Source organism: Mucilaginibacter corticis (assembly GCF_007558865.1).
Lineage (GTDB): Bacteria > Bacteroidota > Bacteroidia > Sphingobacteriales > Sphingobacteriaceae > Mucilaginibacter > Mucilaginibacter corticis.
Genome location: NZ_VLPK01000001.1, coordinates 1,264,556 through 1,284,124 on the forward strand (window position 1 = coordinate 1,264,556; position 19,569 = coordinate 1,284,124).

Below are 19,569 nucleotides of genomic sequence, written 5' to 3' on the forward strand. Positions count from 1 at the left end.
GTATAATGCTGTAACGTAGCGCGTAATAGCGATGGGTTTTAAACCCATCGTTACGGAAACCCATCTCTACGGAAAGATATCGTCTACAACTCACCCCGACTTCGTTTCACTTGTCGGCCCTCTCTTCCGCAAGCGGGAAAGAGGGCAAATGGTCCATTAATTGAAAAAACTAAAACCCTCTTTCCGCCGAAGGCGGAGAGAGGGTGGTCCAGCGAAGCGCAGACCGGGTGAGTAATTAGCACATTACTCATCGCATTACCTCACACATAGAATTTCATTCTTTTAAAATATGCTTTTTCAACCTAAATTCCGTATTTTTGCCACCTCTAAAATTTTAGGTGTAATAGATTAATGTACAAGGAATACAAGCAGTTAAATTTATCGCAAACAGGCAAAGACGTACTGGAGTTTTGGAAGAAAAACAACATCTTCGAAAAAAGTATCAGTACCCGTCCGGCCGATAATCCATATACGTTTTACGAGGGGCCGCCAAGTGCTAACGGCATGCCCGGCATCCACCACGTAATGGCCCGCGCAATTAAGGATATTTTTTGCCGCTATAAAACACTAAAAGGCTACCAGGTTAAACGTAAAGGCGGCTGGGATACCCATGGCCTGCCTATCGAACTGGCTGTAGAGAAAGCATTGGGCATTACAAAAGACGATATCGGTAAAAAGATCTCGGTAAAAGAATATAACGACGCCTGCCGCAAAGAGGTAATGCGCTATACCGATATCTGGAATGACCTTACCGAAAAAATGGGTTACTGGGTAGATCTTGAAAACCCATACATCACTTACAAGAACGAATACATAGAATCGCTTTGGTGGATACTGAAACAGCTGCACGAAAAGGGATTTTTATATAAAGGATATACCATCCAGCCTTATTCGCCAAAATCGGGTACCGGCTTAAGCTCGCACGAGCTGAACCAGCCGGGTACCTATAAAATGGTGAAAGATACCACTGTAACTGCGCAGTTTAAGGTTAAACGCGATGGGGCTTCGGAGTTTTTATTTAAAGGTGTTAATACAGACATTTATATTTTAGCTTGGACTACTACTCCTTGGACGTTGCCGTCGAACTCTGCATTGGCGGTAGGTCCGAATGTTAGATATGTTAAATTAAAAACGTTTAATCAGTACACTGGCGAACCTGTTACAATTATTTTGGCTGATGCTTTAGTTTCAAAAGTTGCTGGTCCAAATGTTGTTTCTTCTTTGGATGGTTTAACTTTTGACTCCAAGAATAAGGCTCAGCCTTATTCCTATGATAGAGAAGGATTACCGACCGGATATATTTCTGGATCTGAATTAGTCGGCATCCATTATGAGCAATTATTGCCGTACGTAACCAATACCGATCTTCAGCAAAATGGTTTCCGTGTTATTGCGGGCGATTTTGTGACTACCGAAGACGGTACAGGTATAGTACACATTGCGCCAACCTTTGGTGCGGACGACTTTAGGGTGGCCAAAGATGCAGGTGTGCCTGCCGTAATGGTAAAAGACGAAGCCGGTAAAGACGTTCCGCTGGTTAACAAGCAGGGTAAGTTTGTTGACGAGGTTACCGATTTTGCAGGCTATTACGTTAAAGAAGAATACTACACTGCCGAAGAACGCGCCGCCGAAGGGTTTAAACCTACGGATGTGCTCATCTCCATAAAATTAAAAACCGAGAACAAAGCGTTCGACGTTAAGAAATACGAACACAGCTACCCACACTCATGGCGCAGCGACGAACCTATTTTATATTATCCGCTGGATAGCTGGTTCATCAAAACCACTGCCGTTAAGGACAAAATGGTGGAGCTGAACAAAACCATCAACTGGAAACCTGAGTCGACCGGTACCGGTCGCTTTGGTAACTGGCTGGAAAATTTGGTGGACTGGAACCTGTCGCGTTCACGCTATTGGGGTACCCCGTTGCCTATCTGGCGTTGCGATGCTAACAATGTTCCTGTACCTGAGATCTGCATCGGTAGTATTGAAAAATTAAAGAGCGAGGGCGTTTATTTTTACTTTGAAAAGGCAAAAGCCTATTTCCTTGAACATACAGCGGCCCAAATAATGGAGTTTCTGTCTATCCCTAATGATGAAGACGGACAGGAAGATCTTGCTACCATCCAACAGCTTCAGGCCGGCCTGAAAAAAGGCGTTCTTGAATTAAGGAACCTAATTGATTCATGCCCAAATAGGGATGTTCTTGTAAAAGCGTTTTCAACCTCTGTCGACGAGTTTTTTGAAAAAGAAAATATCCCGATGGACCTGCACAGGCCTTATGTAGACAATATTATCCTTACAAAATATTATCATAGCCAAGCCTATTATTATTACAGGGAGTCTGACCTGATAGATGTTTGGTTTGACAGCGGCGCCATGCCTTACGCGCAATGGCATTTCCCGTTTGATAATAAAGAAGAGTTTGTAAATGCTTACCCGGCCGATTTTATTGCAGAGGGTGTTGACCAAACCCGCGGCTGGTTCTTTACCCTGCACGCCATTGCGGTGATGCTGAGCGAAGCCAGCGACGAGATCAAAGAGATCAACGAATCCATTGGTAACAAAGGCATTTCGTTTAAAAACGTCATATCAAACGGTTTGGTGCTGGATAAAAACGGCAACAAAATGTCTAAACGTTTAGGCAATGGTGTTGATCCGTTTGCTACTATCGAGCAATTTGGTGCCGATGCCCCGCGCTGGTACATGATCAGCAATGCCGCGCCCTGGGATAACCTTAAATTTAATGTGGATGGTATTGACGAGGTGCGCCGTAAATTCTTCGGTACGCTTTATAATACCTATACGTTCTTTGTAATGTATGCCAACATCGACAAGTTTACCTACAGTGAATCCGAAATAGCCATAAATGAGCGCCCAGAAATTGACCAGTGGATCATATCGCTGTTAAATACCCTGAGCAAAGAGGTGGATGGTTTTTATGCCGATTTTGAGCCTACCAAAGCCGCCCGCGCTATACAGGACTTTGTGGACATTAACCTGAGCAACTGGTTTGTGCGCTTAAGCCGCCGCCGTTTCTGGAAATCAGACGACTCGGCTGATAAACTATCTGCTTACCAAACATTATATACCTGTTTGATATCGATAGCCAAGTTGATGTCGCCTATTGCGCCATTCTTTGCCGAACGTTTATATACCGACCTGAACAACGTTACCAAAAAAGAAGCATTCGAGTCAGTACACCTGGCTTATTTCCCGGAGTATGACGCGTCGCTGGTAAACAAAAAGCTGGAAGAGCGGATGCAGTTGGCGCAGGATATCTCGTCATTGGTATTGTCGCTGCGTAAAAAGGTAGGCATCAATGTGCGTCAGCCGTTAAGCAAGATCTTATTGCCGATACTGGATAAAGGTTTTGAAAAACAGGTTGACCAGGTAAAAGAATTGATCCTTTCTGAAACTAATATTAAAGGAATTGAGTATATAACCGATACAGCGGGCTTTATAAAAAAGAAAATCAAACCAAACTTTAAAGCCCTGGGCGCCAAAGTGGGTAAGGATATGAAGGTTGTGGCCGATGCGATAAATAATTTCACGCAGGAAGAGATCGCTGAACTGGAAGAAAAGGGTTCGATCTTGATACTTGATGCTAAATACTCGATACTAAATACCGATGTTGAGATCATCGCCGAGGACGTACCCGGCTGGCAGGTTGCAAATTTAGGCAAACTAACCGTGGCTTTAGATGTTACCCTAACCGATGAATTGAAAGAAGAAGGTATATCACGCGAATTGATAAACCGCATACAGAATCTGCGCAAAACTAAAGGGTTTGAAGTAACCGACAGGATAACAGTAAGGCTTACAGACCATCCGTTTATTAGCCGTGCCCTGAATAATAATTTATCATATATTTGCGCCGAAATTTTGGCTGATAGCGTAACGCTTGATAATCAGTTAAATGAGGGTGAAACAACCACTATTGAAGATAACGAAATAATAATTGCTATTAATAAAGTATAAATGAAAGTAGAAAACGAAAAAACCAGGTATAGTGACTCTGAGTTAAAAGAATTTAAAGAACTGCTATTAGATAAACTGGCAAGTGCGAAAGAAGAACTAAATGCTTTGGCAACTTCACTAAGCTCGCCAAATGCAAACGGAACTGATGATACCGCGGGTACTTACAAAACATTAGAAGACGGATCGGCTACTTTAGAGAAAGAGCAGATCAACCAGCTTGCTGCCCGTCAGAAAAAATTTATTGAACAGTTAGAGGCCGCTTTAGTGCGCATTGAAAATAAAACTTACGGTATTTGCCGCGAAACCGGTAAACTGATCCCTAAAGAGCGTTTACGTGCCGTACCGCACACCACGCTTACTATGGAAGCTAAATTAAAGCAGTAAATGAAGGCGGCTTATACCAAACCTTTTTTAGTTGCTTTATTAATTATCATTGCCGACCAGCTTATTAAGATCTGGGTGCATAGCCATATGTACCAGGGCCAGGAGATCAAATTTTTAGGCGACAGGGGCATGCTGCACTATACCGAGAACAATGGTATGGCCTTTGGCATGGAACTGGGCGGCGACTTTGGTAAGCTTGCCTTAACCTTGTTTCGCATTTTCGCGGTAATTGGTATTGGGTATGGTATTGTTTACCTCATCATCCATAAATACCACCGCGGGCTCATTATGAATGGCGCGCTGATACTGGCCGGCGCTGTAGGCAATATTATCGACTCGACCTTTTACGGCGTGGTATATCATTACGCGCCATTATTTCATGGCCGTGTGGTTGATATGTTTTATTTCCCGCTTATTTCGGGCAATTTCCCGTCATGGGTGCCGGTTTGGGGTGGCGAAGATTTTATATTCTTCCGCCCGGTATTTAACCTTGCAGATGCGTCAATCTCTGTCGGGGTTATTTTGATCCTGATATTTCAGAAACACTATTTTAAGCATGAAGTGCCCGAACCAAGTTCTCCAAACAGCGAAATGGTGGAGGATTAACTCCCATTCTAACATAAAAACTAATAAAAAAGCCGCATTTAGCGGCTTTTTTCATTTATAATGAATTTATTGGATTTATAAAAACTGTTTTGTTTTAATTTATAGTTTATTAAAGGGTAAAATAAATAAAAATAGAATTAAGTACACATAATTACTTCTTTAATTACAAATCATTCAATTTATTATCTTTTATTGCGATATTTTTTAATAAATCAGCTTAAAAAGATAATATTTTAATGTTTTTTATAATTTTTTTATCGATTTATATGCGATAATTAAAATATATTATTACTTTAGCAAAAGCAATCGATCAAATCATAGCGTTCTTTATAGTTTTTTAACATTTTGTTAAATAATTACGTGCAAATCCGCACATAATTCATTTCAACTCAATTTACTTAACCTAACAACTATGATTGTCAAAAATTTATTCAAGCAACCCTCATTGGGCCTGTTTTCGGGCGCGGTACCTACGGTACTATCGATCTCATTTGGACATTTTCATGTTTTAGCAGCTGATGCAAGCGAAAGCCGCAAGCATCTCACTTTGCTATTGCCGCAATCATAGCTCCAGTCCTGCATCTTATTTAATCACTTTTAACCATTTCAACATGAAAAAATTCGTACCATTTGGCATTCTCATTATTGTAGTTATCCTGGCGTTTGCCTTCCCGGGGGCTGTAGTAACCCCATCAAAAACACCTATCGACAAAGCAGATACCGCGTGGCTGCTAATCTCAACCGCATTGGTATTATTAATGACCCCAGGCCTTGCTTTCTTTTACGGTGGTATGGTTCAAAAAAAGAACGTTATCTCAACCATGCTGCAAAGCTTCGTTTGTATGGGTCTGATCACCATTATATGGGTAGTATTTGGCTTTAGCCTTGCCTTTGGCGAAGACGTTGGCGGCATGGGCCTGATTGGTAACCCTAAATCATTCTTCATGATGCAAAACACCCTGGGTGTAAGCTGGGGCACTATCCCGGTAATTTTGTTTGCCATGTTCCAGTTAAAATTCGCGGTTATTACCCCGGCATTAATTACCGGCGCGTTTGCAGAACGTATCCGCTTTAACTCTTACCTGATCTTTATCACCCTGTTCATCATCATTATTTATACACCGCTTGCGCACGCTACCTGGCATTCAGATGGTTTGTTCTTTAAAATGGGCGTACTTGATTTTGCAGGTGGTACCGTAGTACACATGTCTGCAGGCTGGGCTGCTTTGGCATCAGCATTATACCTTAAAAAACGTAACGCTATACCAGAATCTCACACACCTGCGCGTATCAGCTACGTAATATTAGGTACCGGTCTATTATGGTTCGGTTGGTTTGGCTTTAACGCGGGTTCTGCGTTAGGCGCAAATGAATTAGCTTCAACCGCTTTGGCTACCACCACTACAGCATCAGCTGCAGCAGCTATGGCATGGGTATTCTTTGATATATTACGCGGTAAAAAACCATCTGCAATGGGTGCTTGTATAGGTGCGGTTGTAGGTTTAGTAGCTATTACTCCGGCTGCTGGTTTCGTAACTGTTTCAAGCTCATTAATAGTAGGTATTGTTGCAGCGGTAGTTAGTAACCTGGTAGTGATCTGGAGAAGCAAAACCAATATCGACGATACTTTGGACGTGTTTCCTTGCCACGGTGTTGGCGGTATGATGGGCATGTTGCTTACCGGCATATTTGCAACCAAAAGCGTTAACAGCGCCGGTGCCGAAGGTTTATTTTACGGCGAAACCGCTTTATTTGTTAAACACCTTATCGCCTTGGTTGCGGTATCGGCATTTGCATTTGTAGGTGCATATATATTATTAAAAGTAACAGACATGATAAGCCCGCTGCGTGTTACCGAAGCAGAAGAGCTTGCCGGTCTGGATATCACTCAGCACGACGAGGAACTTTAATATACAGATAATGGCCGGCTGCGAATGGTAGCGGCCGGCCTTATCAAAATTTATTGCTGTACTGTAAACAGCCCCCTCAGAACCGATTGTTCTGGTTTGTTTGATTAAAATTAAAAGGAGGTATTATGGCAATAACGATCATTAAAATAGCCGGGCTATTGTGCTTTTTGATACTTCCGCTAATGGGCCCTTCAAAAAGACGACCGAAAAAGTATAAACGCCCTGATAAAACATTTATCAGCGCACATTACGGAATAAATAAAGATGGCGAGCTTGAAGAATTATTCAGTAAATAAGATAAAAAAGAAGATTTTTAACAACTAAGACAAATATTTTTCTTATTTTTATATAAAGCATTGTTTTTTAATGAAATTGAATTTTAATCATTTCTTAAAAGTATCTATATTCTTGCTGTTTTGCTGCTCGTTCTTCGTAGGCAAAGGCAAGCCCAATGCTGCTGCCTATCAAAATAATCAGCATACCACTTTATCTAAAGCATTCAGGGGCGAAGGTATCCCGATTAACCCATTCATTAAGTTTAACATTATAGGCGGTAACCAGGAAGCTATACGCCAGGTTCATAAAGTAAATAACCCTGTTTACACAGCTTATTTATTACCGCAAAACACAACTACCTGTTTAAGGTATTTCAATTTTTTCTCCGGATATAACGATCAGAGATATACGCTCAAAAACGCAGATTTTCTCTTTCCCTTCCACGTCTTTTGGTAGCACCAAAAGGTACTTGTCCATTAGTTAATTAAGCATTAGTACAATTTATTGTACCAATAATGGCATGCTGTTTTTAAGCATCAACGTTAGCTTTTGTACGCAGGTATCGCCCTAATCTTACGGTTGCTTTTATAAGCTTTACGGCACTTTAAATAATCAAGCCTCTTGACCATCTTTATCGGGCCAGCCTTACAAGCACACATTTTTAGATTTGATTGATTGCTACAACAACACTAATACTCGTGTGCACAAATTGTAAATGCTGACCCCTCGGGTTGAATCACGTCCCGATTAATAAAGATTTCCTTATAGACGGAAAGGCTGGTCCTCGGGGGATCAGCCTTTATTTAAAAGCCAAAGCCCTTCCGTAACTGCCGGTAAGTTATAAAAATAACAAAATTATGCTTCGGTTGCACTATGCCATCCGCAAAAATTGCGGGGCTGGCGGGCAGCATATTTTAAATAAAGAGTTTTAATCGTTTGTTGTTGATCGGTTAAATGTGAGAGCCTGCATCCTGTGTAACAGGTGCAGGCTTTTTTGCTTAACACTATGTCGTACTATTAATTTTGCCGCTGTTGTTCAGGCGGCCTGCGTTGCTGCTGTTGCTGGGCATGTTGTTGTTGCCTGGCCTGTTGCTGCTGCTGGCGTTGCTGTTGTTGCGCCTGTTGCCTTTGTTGCTGCTGCGCCTGCTGCTGTTGTTGTCTTTGTTGCTGTTGCGCCTGTTGCTGGGCTTGCTGCTGTTGTTGTCTTTGCTGTTGTTGCGCTTGTTGCTGGGCCTGCTGTTGCTGCCTTTGCTGTTGTTGAGCCTGCTGCTGCGCTTGTTGTTGTTGCTCCTGTTGCTGCTGAGCCTGCTGCTGCTGTCTTTGTTGTTGTTGAGCCTGCTGTTGGGCTTGTTGCCTTGCCTCCCTTTGTTGTTCGCGTTGCTGGCTCCTGGCCTGTTCTTGCTGTGCCTGGTTTGCTTGCTGTTGCTGTACCTGCTGCTGCGGCTGTTGTTGATTTTGTTGCACTTGCTGATGTGCCCGTCCGCGTTGGTGTTGGGCCTGCTGGTTTAATTGCTGCTGTTGTTGCGCGCGCTGCTGATCATTTTGCTGTGCTTGCTGCTGGCGTTGCGCCTGCTGACGTTGTTGATCCTGCTGCTGTTGGCGTTGCGCCTGCTGGCGTTGTTGATCCTGCTGCTGTTGGCGTTGCTGTTCCTGTGCCTGGTTAGCCTGTTGCTGCTGTTGTGCAGCGTTGCCGTTTTGACGGTTTGGCGGCGCAATGTTAGGCCGGTTTTCAGGGCGACCACGATGCTGTTGTTGTGTAACAGCAGGTTTGTTATTCTGCTGCCCCGCATTAGGCTGGCTACCCTGCTGCGCAGGATTGGGTTTGTTTTCCTGCTGATCGGGCCTGCGGTTTACCTGTGTTGCAGGGCGCTGTCCCGGTTGTGCAGTTGTTGGCCTGTTAACATGCACTACTGTATTGTTGGTATTTGCGCCGCGCGCTACCGTAGCCAGTTTAGCGGCATTGGCGTGGTTAAAACCTGCCGCCCCACCCGGCCCGCGATGCGCTATACCTGCTGTAGGATTTTGTTTTTTATAGGCGTTGGCGTCAACCACCCTTGCCGGGCGCGCATCAGGCACACGTTTAATGGCCGGCCTGAAAATATTTACCGTGTTGTTCTGCACCCTGATAGCGCCGGGCCTGCTTGAGTTACTTATAGTGTACACAGCTGGGCGCCTGTGCGTATAACGCTGGATATCTACCGCCCTCGGCCCGGCAATATACCTGCGCCCGCCGCTTACATAAGTATTATTAATTATAGTTGTTTGATGAATAATATTTACCACCCTGGTATGCGGCACATAATAATTATAGATAGTCGGGCTGTTAATATAGCCTTGCGGCGCAAAGCACCAGTAATTATCAGGCACGTTGTAACCGCTGCCAAATGACAGGCTGATGCTGATACCCGGTGTTAGCGGTGCCCAGCCATAATAACCACCGCCATGGCGCCAGTTAACCCACGCAGGTGCCCATTCATAACCCGGTACCCATTCCCAACCATAATAATCATCATAGCGCCAGCGGCCATAATGGAAGGTCGCCCATCCCCATGGGTAATCCGACACCCAGGTATTGCCATATTCTGTTAATACCCAGTGCCCCTGTGTGGCGTACGGCCTGAAATCCTCATCCACATCGGGTACCCAAACATCGCCATATTGCGGATCGCTCACCCAAGTTCCGTAAGGGTCTAAGTTGTCGTAAAAGTCCTGTTCGGTTATGTTGTCGTCCTGGGCTATACTCTTTACCGGGGCTGCTGCTGTAAGCAATAATGCCAGCAAACCAATGCCCCATATTTTATTTAAGATCTTCATAGTAGTAGTCTTTAAAGGTAGGTTTAAGGTTTATTTATTATTTCTATATCACAATTTATTATTATGACGTAACAAAATATAAAACGTTTAGCGCGTTAATTGTTTTAAATTAATAATTGTGCTATTGTAGTTTTTGGCTGGTTTGGATGATCGCTTTTTTCGCAACCTCCATTATCGGGTCAACATCGCCATGGGCAGAATGAGGCATACCGGGCGGGTAAGAAAATTCGATATCGGGCTTTAGTCCTTCTCCTGTATTTTGGTCTTTACTTGCCGAATAGGTCCATAAGGTTGGTATATACAAACAAATGCGCGTTTCAGGTAAAATAACTTTCATAATCTCACCGCCATCACAACCTGCCTTACCTCCTCCGGTTTCTTCACCAATTACAGTGCATTCTCTTTGTGCTTTTACAGCCACTGCAAATAAAGAGGCAGCTGAAAAAGTGCCCCTGTTTACAAGGATATAGATATTGCCCTTAAAGCGTTTGCCCGAAATAAGTTGCTGTTCATTGCCCGAATTTGTTACCCGGAAAAAACTTCGCTCATTCTGTAATGAAGTTAGATTGGCTGAACCGGGGGATTTATTAGATCGATCTGCAAAGTATTTAAGATCTTCGGCGTTAAGTACACCTTCCTGGGCAATGTGGTAATAAAACCTATTGTCCATTAAATATTGCATCAGGTCAATACAAACGTCTTCACTCCCGCCGGTGTTATCGCGCAGATCTACGATCAGATTTTTAATATTATTTTTTTCAAGTTCTTTAAAATAAGAGCGATGGACAGAGCTATAATCTTTATAGGTAAAATTTGCGATCTTCAAAACAGCAGTAGCAGGGATATCGGTAGGATAAGTGAGTTTGATCTGGTCGGGGTCGGATTTAGGAGGAGCTGTTCTGTTCCCCAATCTAAGCGTAAGTGCCCGCACCATTTGTTTTTTTACCTGGTTGCCGTGTTTATAAAATATCAGAAAATGGTACTGATCGCCATGCAGCAAATTGAAAATACCGGGAAATGATTTTTGTATTTTAAAATCCTTAAAGCTGTCTGAATATCCATCACCCGTTACCAGCCCGCGCATTTGCTCTAAAATGGATGCTGCATATTCGTTATTAATAACCAGGATCTCATCGCCCACCTTAAATGTGGTATCTGCCTTACGATAAAGCTGACTTATAAATAACCGGTTGTCTTGTACCTGTACCGAAAAAGGTAGTATATCGTGCATGTCGTTGTTAAAGGCTAAACTATTCTCTAACGTAAGGGTTGTATGCCCGGAGCCTACTTTAGCCAATATGTTTTGCAATAGTTTACAGTATGCCACATCTGTAAGTGGCTGATCTATTTTATTGGATGTGGTATCGAAATACCGGTTTATAGAATCTTTGGGTAAGTACCTGTACAGACTGGGATGCGCGTTTTCCATTACCGTCCTGAAAAAAACAAAATCAGACTTTAGCTGGTTTATTGAAAAGGTTTTTGGCGCCTTACTTTTCAAGGTGTCCTGCGCTTTGGATACAAAGCACGACAGCACAATAAGGGTTAACATATATAAGCGTTTCATAGGTAACTTAATATTATAGGTTTTATCTTAAATAAACTACTTTTAATTAAATATTTTTGCATTAGATTTTCTACATACTATGAGCACAGCAATAAATATCCCACGCCTTGATCTCAATACTTATATTAACGGCTCGGAGGCAGAGCGCAAGCAATTTTCTGACCAGATTGGTAAAGCATTTAACGAAACCGGTTTTGTTACCATAACCAATCACGGCTTAAGCAAAGCGCTGATAGATGATCTGTACGAGCAGGTAAAAGCATTGTTTGCACTGCCTGACAGCGTAAAATCAAGCTATGAGATACCGGGACTTGCAGGGCAGCGTGGTTATACCGGTAAAGGAAAAGAAACCGCCAAAGGCTTTAAAACGCCCGACCTGAAAGAGTTTTGGCAGATAGGACAAACCGTAACTGACGATGCCAAACTAAAAGAAGAATACCCGGAGAACCTGCAGGTTAAAGAACTGCCCAAATTTAACCCGGTAACTTTAGAGGTTTACCAAAAGTTGGAAGCAGCAGGTAAGCAATTGCTGCGCGCCATAGCCATATACCTGGGTTTAGACGAGCATTATTTTGATAACAAGGTGCATAACGGTAACTCTATATTACGTACGCTACATTATTTCCCGATAGAAGACCCGGATTCTGTACCTGCGGATGCCGTACGTGCCGGTGCGCATGAGGATATCAACTTGATTACCTTATTGATAGGCGCAAGCGCCGATGGCCTTGAGTTATTAACCCGCGATGGCGAATGGTTCCCGGTTAAGGCGCATGGCGAAGACCTGGTGGTTAACGTAGGTGATATGTTACAGCGTTTAACCAATAACAAGCTAAAATCAACCACGCACCGTGTGGTTAATCCGCCGCGCGAGCTGATGAAAAATTCGCGCTACTCGGTGCCGTTCTTTTTACACCCGGTATCGGGCATGGATCTTACATCGCTGCCATCAACCATTGATGCTAATCACCCTAAATTATACACAGACATTACAGCCGGCGAATACCTGGATGAGCGTTTACGCGAAATAGGTCTGAAGAAATAGGGCTTAGTTTCAATCAAATAAGACATTAAAGTACGGCTATAACACTCGTACTTTAATGTTTTTAAAGGCAACCGGCCCGTGATGGTCCTGCAGCTGGATGCGGCCTTTATCAACCATGCCAAATACCGGCTCTACTTTGCTGAATTTACTTTTTGCTACACCGTCAAGATATTCCTTACTGCCGCGGGTATATTCTAATACCTTAACACCGTTTACCCAGTGCTGTACATTTTTGCCTTTGGCTACAATGCGGATAGTGTTCCATTTGCCCGGAGGGTTTACTTTTTTGTTGGCTTCAACAGGTGGCAATACATCGTATAATGAGCCCAGCAAGTGGTTAGCCTGTTTGTTGTCCTCGCCCAATACATCATCAATGATCTGGAACTCGCAGCCCAGGTTGCCGCCTTTATCGTATTTATAATAGAAGTATTTTATACCGGTGTTGGTGCCCGGTTCAATATTAAAATCGGCAGAAAATTCAAAATCGCCGTATTCATCAGCAGTATAAATGTCACCGCCTTTGGCGTCTTTTTTAAGCGTAAGCGCGCCATCAGCAATTACCCATCCGCCCGGCGCGGCTGTAACTTGTGATCCATCGCCGTTTATCCAGCCGGTGGTGGTCAACCCGTCAAACAGTAACTTCCAGTGCTGGTTTGTTTCTTTTTTAGTCAAGGTATTGTCCTTGGCTTTCTGGCTAAATGCCGGCGACAGCGCGATCCCCATCAGCGCTATTAAAAGTAATTTTTTCATGGTTTTATGTTGATGTGATCAAAAATAAATAAAATTTATCGCACTAATGTGTTCAGTATCAATACGCCAATCAGCCCTATTACCGATACCAGTGTTTCCATCAATGACCATGACAGGAACGTTTGCTTCATGCTTAAACCAAAGTATTCTTTGGTAACCCAAAAAGAGGTGTCGTTAACATGCGAGCAGAACAAACTGCCCGCGCCTATTGATAATACCATCAGGTTTGGGTCGACAGCCGTATGTTGCATTACCGGGTAAATGATGCCGGCGGCGGTTAACCCCGCTACTGTAGCTGATCCTAAGCATAATCTTAATATGGCGGCAATGATCCAGCCTAACATCAGCGGTGGCAAATTAAGGCCTTGTAAGGTTGCTGCTATCTGCGCGTTTGCGCCGCTGTCTAAAAAGATCTGCTTTAAAATACCTGCGCTGCCAATGATCAGCAGTACCATGGCTATTTCTTTTATGGCCTCTGCATAAAGGTTCATCACATCTGTCAGCTTCATCCCCATTCTTATCCCCAGCGTATAAGTAGCAATCGCGATGGTTTCCATCATGGCAATAGTAGGGTCGCCAATAAAACCGAGGATGTTTTTTAAAACGATGTTATTACCTGCAAACCTGATGAACACCGAACTTAAGCCGATCAGCAACACAGGCAAAAGTGAAGACAATATACTGTTTGCCAGGCCGGGTAATTTATCGTCGCGCATATCCTGTACAGACATGGCAATAACCGAGGTGGTTTTCATGTTGCGTAAGGTAGTGGCAAACAAGGGCCCCGCTATGATAATGGCCGGTATCGCGACAGCCAAACCGTAAACAAAAACCTTAATAATATCAGCATGAAACTGGATCTGCAATGCCGTTGGGGATGGATGCGGCGGTAAAAACCCGTGCATAACAGATAGCGCGGCCAGCATGGGTATGCCTACATAAACCAGGGGCAATTTATAGCGGTTTGATACTGAAAAGATCATTGGGACCATTATAAAAAACCCAACGTTGTAAAACAGGGGGATGCCCACAATAAAGCCGGTAAAGCACATGGCCCAGGTAATGTATTTTTCGCCAAAAACGTTGCGCATGGATGTAGCCACTTTTTGCGCCGCGCCGCTAACCCCAACCAGTTTGCCCAACATGGTACCAAGCGCTATGATAATAACCAACGAGCCCAGCATATCGCCCAGCCCCTTATTGATGGACTGTACGATATGCGGCAAAGGCATGCCCAACAGCAAGGCTGCCATCAGCGATATGATCAAAAACGTAAGGAACACATTCAGTTTTGCCCAGGTAATGAGCAATATCAGCGTTATGATGCAAGCGACAAGGATGAGTATTGCCATATATTACTATAAGTACTTGTTATTTTGGGCTTAATGTGAATCCCTCAAAACTTCTGATCCCGAGCCGCCCACCAGGAAATCAAGGTCCGCGCCTTTGTCTGCCTGTTGAACGTGGTTAACGTACAGGTTAACATAACCCCGGTTTGAGGCCGGTGCCGGTGCTGTCCATTTGCTTCTGCGGATGGCCAGTTCTTCATCAGATACCTCTAAATGCAGTGATTTATTGGGAACATCCAGTTTGATCATGTCTCCATTCTGCACCAATCCTAAATTGCCACCGATGGCCGATTCTGGTGATACATGCAGGATCACCGTACCAAAGGCCGTCCCGCTCATGCGCCCGTCAGAGATGCGTACCATATCGGTTACGCCTTTATCCAACAGTTTTTTTGGCAGCGTCATGTTACCCACCTCGGGCATGCCGGGATAACCAACCGGTCCAACTGATTTTAAAACCATTACACATGTTTCGTCAATATCCAGGTTGGGGTCGTCAACACGGTCGTGGTAATCTTCAATGTTTTCAAACACCACGGCCCGGCCACGGTGCTGCATCAATGCCGGTGTAGCGGCCGATGGTTTGATCACCGCCCCGTTTAAGGCTAAATTGCCTTTAACCACAACAATACCGGCCTCGTCTATCAGCGGTTTTTCAAATTGATGAATTACATCTTCATTATATATAGTGCCAACGGCTTCAATATTTTCTTTATGCGATTTGCCTGTTACCGTTATGGCATCCATATCCAGCACCGGGCTCATTTGTTTAATAATGGCCGGTAAGCCGCCCGCATAATAAAAGTCTTCCATCAGGAACTTGCCCGACGGCATCAGGTCTAACAGTAAAGGCATTTTACTGCCGATGTTGTCAAAATCTTCCAGCTTTAAGTCTACACCAATACGGCCCGCGATAGCGGTCAGGTGGATGACAAAGTTGGATGAACCGCCAATGGCCGCGTTAACTTTTATGGCATTTTCAAAAGCGGCGCGGGTTAAGATCTTTGACATTTTAAGATCTTCCTTCACCATTTCAACAATACGCCTGCCTGATAGCTGTGCGATCCTTTTTCTGCGTGAATCGACCGCCGGAATAGCCGCGCCGCCGCTTAACGACATACCCAGCGACTCGACCATACAAGCCATGGTTGACGCGGTGCCCATGGTCATACAATGGCCGGGGCTTCTTGACATACAGCTTTCGGCCTCGGCAAACTCGGCGTAAGAGATCTTGCCAGTTTTCAAGTCGTCGGTAAAGGTCCATACGTTAGTGCCCGACCCGATATCATGGCCTTTATACTTGCCATTCAGCATAGGGCCGCCCTGCACAACAATGGTAGGCAGATCTACACTTGCCGCGCCCATCAAAGTTGAGGGGGTTGTTTTATCGCAACCGGTTAGCAGCACAACGCCGTCAATAGGATTGCCCCTTATGGATTCTTCGGTATCCATACTGGCCAGGTTCCTGAACAGCATGGCGGTAGGTTTAAGCAAAGTTTCGCCTAAGGACATAATGGGAAACTCTAACGGGAAACCGCCTGCCTCAAATACGCCGCGCTTTACGCTTTCGGCAATATCACGCAGGTGCGCGTTGCATGGGGTAAGCTCAGACCAGGTATTGCAAATGCCAATAACCGGCCGGCCGTCAAACATATCTTCGGGCATGCCCTGGTTTTTCATCCAGCTACGGTAGATGAACCCCATTTTATCTTTTTTGCCAAACCAGTCTGAACTGCGAAATGTAGACATTGCTTATTATGATTTATAGGATAACAAAGGCCGGCTATCCTATGAAAAAGATAATGGCAGGCCTTATAATAATTAGTGTTTTATTAAATTGGTAATACTGTATGCAAAGTAAGAAAACTTTAAAACAAATGCGTTTAATATGTTAAAGTGTTCAGTTATGCACAACTGTTCAGCTTACTGAACAGGCAAAAAGCAAAAACAGCCCTCACGTATCCTTAAACCTTGTTTTTGGACTAAAACACCTTAAAAAAATGTGAACAAAATGAACAGCAAATTATTCTGAGTTATTTTTTACCTTCAAATATTCTAAGCCTTATCATTTAGAAAATAACTGTTTGGCGGAGGCCTATTAGGGGGTTGGCATTCGTTCATTTAGTTGAAGTTGGTTAATTGACCGGCGTAGCTGCAAAGCTACGCCGGTATAATTACCACAAAACAGGTTATTTTTCATCACGCATTGGTTCAAAGCAACATTTTGTTTCTTTCTTATGATGTCTGCCGTATGGAGTCATAAGCATTCGCATGGTTTATAGTCATCTGATACGCAATTGTTACCTTGATCATCAGTAAGCGATTATGCATTTAAAATAAAAAATCAATAGCTTTAGGGCTGTAAACCAATATTATGATCCCTAAGAAAACGCTATTGACGGTTGCGCTGCTAAGTGCCGCCATCAACCTTTTTGCCCAAAAAAATGATTTAAAGTTATGGTACGATAAGCCGTCGGGCCATGTGTGGGAAAAGGCTATGCCCATAGGCAATGGCCGTTTGGCCGGCATGGTATATGGTAATCCCGAACGCGAAACCATCCAGTTAAATGAAGCAACCTTATGGAGCGGCGGACCAAGCCGCAATGACGATGAGCAAGCGCTATCTGTACTAAAGGATGTGCAGCGCCTCATTTTTGAGAATAAACGCAAAGAAGCTGCCGATCTGGCCAGTAAAAAAATGATGACCAGTAAAGATAATGGGATGTGCTATCAGCCGGTGGGCAATCTATATTTGAACTTTCCGGGGCATGAGCATTATCAAAATTATCATCGCGAGCTTGATCTGTCTAAAGCTATTACAACTACTACTTATACTGTTGGCGATGTTACTTATAAACGAGAGGCTTTTGCCTCAAACGCCGACCAGGTTATTGTGGTGCATCTTTCTGCCAGCAAACCGGGCAGCCTGAATTTTTCGGCAGCCATGGCAAGTCCGCAAAAATCCAATGTGGTTACCAGGGGAAAAGACGAGTTGGTTTTGCTGGGCATATCAGGTGATAGGGACGGCATAAAAGGGCTGGACAAATTCCAGGCTTTGGTAAAGATAAAGCCGGATGGTGGCGAAATATCAGTTTCTGACACGTCTGTAAACGTAACTAAAGCAAATTCGGCAACCCTGTTCATTTCTATCGCCACAAACTTTGTAAAGTACGATGATATAAGCGGCGATGAGTCGGCCCGGGCCAATAGTTACCTGAATAAAGCATGGCCCATACCGTATGCCACCCTGGTGAGCAATCACATAGCGGCCTATCAAAAATATTTTAACCGGGTTAAATTAGACCTCGGCACCAGCGATGCGGCGAAGAACCCCACCGATCAGCGCATCAACGATTTTGCAAGCGGCAATGACCCGCAACTGGTGGAGCTTTATTTTCAGTTTGGCAGGTATTTGCTGATCTCATCTTCGCAACCCGGCGGACAGCCGGCCAATTTGCAGGGTATCTGGAATAAAGAGATGAGCCCGCCATGGGGCAGTAAATATACCATCAACATCAATACAGAAATGAACTACTGGCCGGCCGAGGAAACCAATCTTGCCGAAATGCATGAGCCATTGGTGCAGATGGTGAAAGACCTGTCGGTTACCGGTAAGCAGACGGCTAAAACCATGTACGGAGTTGGCGGCTGGATGGCACACCACAATACCGATCTGTGGCGTATTACCGGCCCTGTTGATTATATCTATTCAGGTTTATGGCCGTCGGGCGGGGCATGGTTAAGTACCCAGCTTTGGGACAGGTATATGTACAATGCCGATAAAAATTACCTTAAATCTGTTTACAGCGCCCTACGTGGCGCGGCGCAATTTTACCTGGAGTTTTTGGTAGAAGAGCCCGAACATAAATGGCTGGTGATCTCGCCATCGGTATCACCCGAAAATAATCCGCAGGTTTATGGCGATGGTATAGCTATAGATGCCGGTGTTACCATGGATAACCAGTTGGTGTTTGATATTTTCAGCGAGGTTATAGCGGCATCAAAAATTTTAAATGTCGACCAGGATTTTGCGGCTAAATTAAAAGCCGCGCGCGACAGGCTGCCGCCGATGCAAATAGGCCAGTACAGCCAGCTGCAGGAGTGGCTGCATGACCTGGACAGTCCAACTGATCATAACCGCCACGTATCGCATTTGTACGGGCTGTACCCAAGCAACCAGATATCGGCATACCGTACGCCCGAACTGTTTGACGCTGCGCGCACCTCGTTAATTTACCGTACGGATGTATCTACCGGCTGGTCGATGGGTTGGAAAGTTAATTTATGGGCTCGCTTGCTTGATGGCAACCACGCGTTCAAACTGATCCAAAATCAACTGACACCTACCGGTAAAAATCACGGAAGCTCAAACAATGGCGGCGGTACCTACCCTAATATGTTTGACGCGCACCCGCCGTTCCAGATAGACGGAAACTTTGGCTGTGCCGCCGGCATTACCGAAATGCTGATGCAAAGTGCAGACGGCGCTTTAAATTTATTGCCTGCCTTACCTGATGCCTGGCCTGCCGGTTCTGTAAGCGGCCTGCGTGCCCGCGGCGGATTTGAAATTGTGAGCCTGAAATGGGACAACGGTAAAATAAGCGAGCTTAAAATAAGATCGACCGTTGGCGGTAATTGCCGCCTGCGTGTGCCTAATAGTATAAAATTACAAGGCGGCACATTAAAGACAGCTAAAGGTGCAAATCCTAACTTCTTTTATCAGAATGAGGAAACTGCAAAGCCTATCATATCGCCAAAGGCGCAATTAAAACCTACAGGCGAAAAACCAACCTTGCTGTATGACTTTGCTACGGTTGCTGGTAAAACTTATACGTTGGTGGGTAACTAAATTTATAATAAACCAAAGCTATGTTATGAAAGAGGGAT

The 19,569-nt window shown here is 44.2% G+C and carries 14 protein-coding genes; 9 read left to right on the top strand and 5 right to left on the bottom strand.

Going from position 1 to position 19,569, the window contains the following annotated elements; translation table 11 throughout:
* The first annotated feature begins 351 nt into the window (after positions 1–351).
* The 7 genes from ileS (at position 352) to FO440_RS05530 (ending at position 7,613) form a co-directional block, all read left to right on the top strand.
* Positions 352–3,981, top strand: coding sequence for an isoleucine--tRNA ligase (gene ileS, locus FO440_RS05510; RefSeq protein WP_144247212.1), 3,630 nt, complete (start codon positions 352–354; stop codon positions 3,979–3,981).
* Complete coding sequence (locus FO440_RS05515) at positions 3,982–4,365, top strand: TraR/DksA family transcriptional regulator (RefSeq protein ID WP_144247213.1); 384 nt, start codon at positions 3,982–3,984, stop codon at positions 4,363–4,365.
* Positions 4,366–4,971, top strand: a complete 606-nt coding sequence (locus FO440_RS05520) for a lipoprotein signal peptidase (protein ID WP_144247214.1) — start codon at positions 4,366–4,368, stop codon at positions 4,969–4,971.
* 412 nt (positions 4,972–5,383) lie between these two features.
* Positions 5,384–5,539 carry a hypothetical protein gene (locus tag FO440_RS24305; RefSeq protein ID WP_186292573.1) on the top strand — a complete coding sequence of 52 codons (156 nt, stop codon included), beginning with the start codon at positions 5,384–5,386 and terminating at the stop codon, positions 5,537–5,539.
* Positions 5,540–5,582: 43 nt separating this feature from the next.
* The gene (locus FO440_RS05525; protein WP_144247215.1) at positions 5,583–6,881 is read left to right on the top strand and encodes an ammonium transporter; all 1,299 of its coding nucleotides are present in this window, start codon (positions 5,583–5,585) and stop codon (positions 6,879–6,881) included.
* Between the two features lie 125 nt (positions 6,882–7,006).
* Positions 7,007–7,177, top strand: a complete 171-nt coding sequence (locus FO440_RS24310) for a hypothetical protein (RefSeq protein WP_186292574.1) — start codon at positions 7,007–7,009, stop codon at positions 7,175–7,177.
* A gap of 70 nt (positions 7,178–7,247) precedes the next feature.
* The gene (locus FO440_RS05530) at positions 7,248–7,613 is read left to right on the top strand and encodes a hypothetical protein (protein WP_144247216.1); all 366 of its coding nucleotides are present in this window, start codon (positions 7,248–7,250) and stop codon (positions 7,611–7,613) included.
* A gap of 561 nt (positions 7,614–8,174) precedes the next feature.
* On the opposite strand, the gene FO440_RS24315 is transcribed toward FO440_RS05530, so the two are convergent.
* Positions 8,175–9,971, bottom strand: a complete 1,797-nt coding sequence (locus tag FO440_RS24315; RefSeq protein WP_186292575.1) for a DUF6600 domain-containing protein — start codon at positions 9,969–9,971, stop codon at positions 8,175–8,177.
* Positions 9,972–10,092: 121 nt separating this feature from the next.
* On the bottom strand, positions 10,093–11,538 hold the full coding sequence (locus FO440_RS05540) for a S41 family peptidase (protein WP_144247217.1): 1,446 nt from the start codon (positions 11,536–11,538) through the stop codon (positions 10,093–10,095).
* Positions 11,539–11,617: 79 nt separating this feature from the next.
* Here FO440_RS05540 and FO440_RS05545 point away from each other — a divergent pair, with 79 nt between their 5' ends.
* On the top strand, positions 11,618–12,583 hold the full coding sequence (locus tag FO440_RS05545; protein WP_144247218.1) for an isopenicillin N synthase family dioxygenase: 966 nt from the start codon (positions 11,618–11,620) through the stop codon (positions 12,581–12,583).
* Between the two features lie 36 nt (positions 12,584–12,619).
* Here FO440_RS05545 and FO440_RS05550 read toward each other — a convergent pair whose 3' ends face one another.
* From FO440_RS05550 to FO440_RS05560, 3 genes are read right to left on the bottom strand one after another with little or no spacing between them, the layout of a single operon-like run.
* Entirely contained in the window at positions 12,620–13,333 is a 714-nt protein-coding gene (locus tag FO440_RS05550; protein WP_144247219.1) for a 3-keto-disaccharide hydrolase, read from the bottom strand.
* Positions 13,334–13,368: 35 nt separating this feature from the next.
* Entirely contained in the window at positions 13,369–14,685 is a 1,317-nt protein-coding gene (locus tag FO440_RS05555) for a gluconate:H+ symporter (RefSeq protein WP_144247220.1), read from the bottom strand.
* 30 nt (positions 14,686–14,715) lie between these two features.
* On the bottom strand, positions 14,716–16,431 hold the full coding sequence (locus tag FO440_RS05560; RefSeq protein ID WP_144247221.1) for an IlvD/Edd family dehydratase: 1,716 nt from the start codon (positions 16,429–16,431) through the stop codon (positions 14,716–14,718).
* A gap of 625 nt (positions 16,432–17,056) precedes the next feature.
* On the opposite strand from FO440_RS05560, the gene FO440_RS05565 reads away from it, so the two are divergent.
* Entirely contained in the window at positions 17,057–19,531 is a 2,475-nt protein-coding gene (locus tag FO440_RS05565; protein WP_144247222.1) for a glycoside hydrolase family 95 protein, read from the top strand.
* The last annotated feature ends 38 nt before the right edge of the window (positions 19,532–19,569 follow it).

Excerpts from the sequence above, each read along its gene's own strand:
- FO440_RS24315 (WP_186292575.1), bottom strand. The coding sequence starts at position 9,971 with ATGAAGATCTTAAATAAAATATGGGGCATTGGTTTGCTGGCATTATTG.
- FO440_RS24310 (WP_186292574.1), top strand. The coding sequence starts at position 7,007 with ATGGCAATAACGATCATTAAAATAGCCGGGCTATTGTGCTTTTTGATA.
- FO440_RS05540 (WP_144247217.1), bottom strand. The coding sequence starts at position 11,538 with ATGAAACGCTTATATATGTTAACCCTTATTGTGCTGTCGTGCTTTGTA.
- FO440_RS05545 (WP_144247218.1), top strand. The coding sequence starts at position 11,618 with ATGAGCACAGCAATAAATATCCCACGCCTTGATCTCAATACTTATATT.
- FO440_RS05565 (WP_144247222.1), top strand. The coding sequence starts at position 17,057 with ATGATCCCTAAGAAAACGCTATTGACGGTTGCGCTGCTAAGTGCCGCC.
- FO440_RS05550 (WP_144247219.1), bottom strand. The coding sequence starts at position 13,333 with ATGAAAAAATTACTTTTAATAGCGCTGATGGGGATCGCGCTGTCGCCG.
- FO440_RS05530 (WP_144247216.1), top strand. The coding sequence starts at position 7,248 with ATGAAATTGAATTTTAATCATTTCTTAAAAGTATCTATATTCTTGCTG.
- FO440_RS05520 (WP_144247214.1), top strand. The coding sequence starts at position 4,366 with ATGAAGGCGGCTTATACCAAACCTTTTTTAGTTGCTTTATTAATTATC.
- FO440_RS24305 (WP_186292573.1), top strand. The coding sequence starts at position 5,384 with ATGATTGTCAAAAATTTATTCAAGCAACCCTCATTGGGCCTGTTTTCG.
- FO440_RS05515 (WP_144247213.1), top strand. The coding sequence starts at position 3,982 with ATGAAAGTAGAAAACGAAAAAACCAGGTATAGTGACTCTGAGTTAAAA.
- FO440_RS05560 (WP_144247221.1), bottom strand. The coding sequence starts at position 16,431 with ATGTCTACATTTCGCAGTTCAGACTGGTTTGGCAAAAAAGATAAAATG.
- FO440_RS05525 (WP_144247215.1), top strand. The coding sequence starts at position 5,583 with ATGAAAAAATTCGTACCATTTGGCATTCTCATTATTGTAGTTATCCTG.
- ileS (WP_144247212.1), top strand. The coding sequence starts at position 352 with ATGTACAAGGAATACAAGCAGTTAAATTTATCGCAAACAGGCAAAGAC.
- FO440_RS05555 (WP_144247220.1), bottom strand. The coding sequence starts at position 14,685 with ATGGCAATACTCATCCTTGTCGCTTGCATCATAACGCTGATATTGCTC.